This window comes from Roseinatronobacter alkalisoli (assembly GCF_028745735.1).
GTDB lineage: Bacteria > Pseudomonadota > Alphaproteobacteria > Rhodobacterales > Rhodobacteraceae > Roseinatronobacter > Roseinatronobacter alkalisoli.
Genome location: NZ_JAQZSM010000087.1, coordinates 1 through 2,947 on the forward strand (window position 1 = coordinate 1; position 2,947 = coordinate 2,947).

4 protein-coding genes are annotated in these 2,947 nt (G+C 55.2%); all 4 read left to right on the forward strand.

Annotation, left to right across the window (positions count from 1 at the left end):
• The coding region (locus tag PUT78_RS23235; protein ID WP_274354597.1) for an RHS repeat-associated core domain-containing protein at nt 1-963 on the forward strand (963 nt) is incomplete at its 5' end.
• The gene (locus PUT78_RS23240) at nt 960-1,277 is read left to right on the forward strand and encodes a hypothetical protein (RefSeq protein ID WP_274354598.1); all 318 of its coding nucleotides are present in this window, start codon (nt 960-962) and stop codon (nt 1,275-1,277) included. The genes PUT78_RS23235 and PUT78_RS23240, both read left to right, overlap by 4 nt.
• Nucleotides 1,278-1,475: 198 nt before the next feature.
• A complete protein-coding gene (locus PUT78_RS23245) occupies nt 1,476-2,090 on the forward strand; it encodes a hypothetical protein (RefSeq protein ID WP_274354599.1) in 615 nt (204 codons plus the stop codon).
• A 246-nt stretch (nt 2,091-2,336) separates the two neighbouring features.
• Nucleotides 2,337-2,947, forward strand: a 611-nt coding sequence (locus PUT78_RS23250) for an IS6 family transposase (RefSeq protein ID WP_274354600.1), incomplete at its 3' end; no start/stop codon positions are given.

The window sequence follows — 2,947 nt, forward strand, 5'->3', positions numbered from 1 at the left end:
CGCGTGGAGAACCACAGCTTCAATCCCTGGGGAGAAAAGACCGCAGGCCTTGCGCCCAGCCAGACCCTGCCTGAGACCAAAGGCTGGATCGGCGAGCGGTTTGACGAAGATGCGGGGCTGCAGTATCTCAACGCCCGCTACTACGACCCCAAACTCGGCCTGTTCCTCCAGCCCGACTGGTTCGAGGTCACTCAGGCTGGCGTCGGAACCAACCGGTACTCCTACTCCTTCAACGACCCGGTGAATCTGCTCGACCCCAACGGGAATGTTGTGCCCATCGCAGCCATTGCAATTGGTGCTGCCATAGCCTTGCTTGGAAGCGGGGATTATGCAAATGCACCAACATCCAGCTCTGGCTGGGATGGCAGCGATGGCGGGTCTGACACCTATTCACGCTCGAGCCTCGATATAGCCAGCACCATGGTTGGCGGCGCGGCGGCGCGCGGGATTTTGCGCGCAGGGCTCGAACTGGCGCGCCGTGCGGCCGCCAAATATCCTCGTTTCACGGAAGCGGCAGCGACGGCACTTGCCATAGACAGCATGGGTGAGCCCGGGGGTGGTTTTGGCGCTGGCGCCCGCGTGGTCGTGCGGCAGACAGCACGGAGCGGTAGCAATATAGGGGTGAATGCCCCAAATACGGGAAGTCTTCTTTGGGGAAGTTGGAATGACTACCCCAAGGTCACTATAGGTAGCCGTGATTATGCGCAAATTGGCGGACGTAACTATCCGCGACACGCCGTTGATCGGACGCAACCAAGCGGCCTTGGAACACCAGCTGGTGCGGACGGCCCCGGTCGTAATGTTACGCCTAATATGGTTGAGGATGTCATCAACGGTGGCTCGGTGAGGACGACAACGGTTAACGGTGTGCCTCGGGCAATTTATACGTCTGGAAATGTGAGCGTTGTTACCGAGGATGCCGGAAGGACTATTGTCACCATTTTGAGGAATAGGTCGCCATGACCTCGAAATTTATTTACCCGGATGTGATATCGGAAATTCTGGCGACTTGCTCTGATCACGTCGATGGATCGGCTTCGGCTGATGCTGTACAGCGTTCAATTCAGCGTGGTGAAGTAGCGGTTGTTGCAATTGAAGAAAATGACATTCGACGCTTTCTTACCGATATAGAGGGGCAGCTAGAGCTGGTTAAGTTCACAGTTGATGATGACAAGCAGCTTTCTGAAACACAGAAGATTGCAGGCCGAGTAATTGCATGGTTTGCTCAGCGGGAGAGAAGGGCAGGAGGTTATTCCCCGCCTTTCTCTGGCGCCTGATACCGTGGCATACTGATCGGGCAGAAGTATCCGCCCGTTGCGTCCTGGATTGGCGTGGCGACCCCTGCGCGCGCGCGGTCGAAGCGACTCGAGGTGCCCTTGATTCAATCAGTCGCAGCATTCAGAATGGCCCTCAGTTACCTGTGCCGGTCATTGGTCCGGGGCGCGGTTTAAGACCGTTTTAGCGCAGAGGTAAAGATGACACAGTTTCGGGAAAACTTTAGCCTCAAGGCTATACTAGAGCCCGCCTTCCGTGAACCCAATGGCGCGCTACACTCAACCCTCCCAGATGAGGTGCTCGCCTCTTGGTCATGGGCTGCGAGTGAACTCGGCTTGCCAATTGATCAGGCACAAAAGCATCCATGGTTTATTTCCAAGGCAAGAGGTTATTTCTGCCGACACGAGCCGCCCACAGGTCCCGGCAGCACGTATGACTTTCCACGTAACACCGTTCGACAGGTTTGGGAGGCTGTCACGCGTGCAGTACAGGACACGGGGCGCGGATACAGCCTTGGCGACAACATAAAGGTCGCAGGAGCTCGGGTGAAGACCACGAGTATCTCTATTGAATTACCGGACGAGACAGCGCCCTATCTCTATGGTTTAAAATATCGACACGCACATCGCGGAAGCGCCGATAAACTTGAATTCCAGCTTTTTGATAAACCACTGGATTTGGGATATTTTGGTCATATTACTGGTGACTGCCGGAGCGACAGAATCATAGTGTCAGAGGATTTTGAGGTCATTCTGGCCAGATGCATAAACTATATGGCTGTAATCGACGGCTATGTGGAGAGTTATTGGAAATAGAATTCTATCGTGCAAATCGAGGGGTTTCTGAGAAAGAATTCTGTGTTTCACCACTGCGGGGCAGAACACCAATTTCAGCTATGATGCGAATGGCAACATGATCGTGGGGCTTGAGGCCAAGGCCACGACTTGTGATGCCGAGAACCCGCCGCTTTCGGTCACGCGTCAGGGCGCGCGCACCTGCTATGTGGGACTGTTGCATTAACGGCCATCTTGTCGTGAAGTTGTTGATGAAAGGACTTCTACATGTCGAGCAAACAGCCGTTCAAGCGCCACCGGTTTCCCGCGGAGATCATCCTGTGTGCGGTTCGGATGTATCTTCGCTACCCTTTGTCCTATCAGGATGTGACTGACCTGCTGGCCGAGCGAGGGCTGGATGTTGATCGCGCGACGGTCTTTCGATGGGTGCAAAAGTTTGGGCCGGAACTGTCCAGGCGGGCCGAGCGTCATCTCAGCCGTGCAAGCCTGAATTGGCACGTGGATGAGACCTACATCCGCGTTGGTGGAAAATGGCGTTACCTCTGGCGCGCGATTGATGCCAACGGCCAATTGGTCGATTTCAGGCTCACTGCCAGACGCGATGCAAAAGCTGCAAAAGCCTTTCTGAACAAGGCCATTGAACGTGTACGGCGACACCGCCCCTTGTCGATTTGCACAGATAAGGCTCCGACGTATCGAAAGGTAATTCGCGAGATCAACCATCGCTACGATCCACACTTTGTAAGCGACGGCCACGCCCCATTGATTTGTCCGGCATTGCCAAGTTGTTGTCCGCTGGGTGCAGTGATCTGCACCTCGTGCATTCATGCGGTCATTTCACGGGTATACTCGGCCCACAGCCCGAAGGCATCGGCACG

Bases quoted from the DNA above. Each gene is read 5' to 3' on its own strand.
- PUT78_RS23240 (WP_274354598.1), top strand. From the start codon at position 960: ATGACCTCGAAATTTATTTACCCGGATGTGATATCGGAAATTCTGGCG.
- PUT78_RS23245 (WP_274354599.1), top strand. From the start codon at position 1,476: ATGACACAGTTTCGGGAAAACTTTAGCCTCAAGGCTATACTAGAGCCC.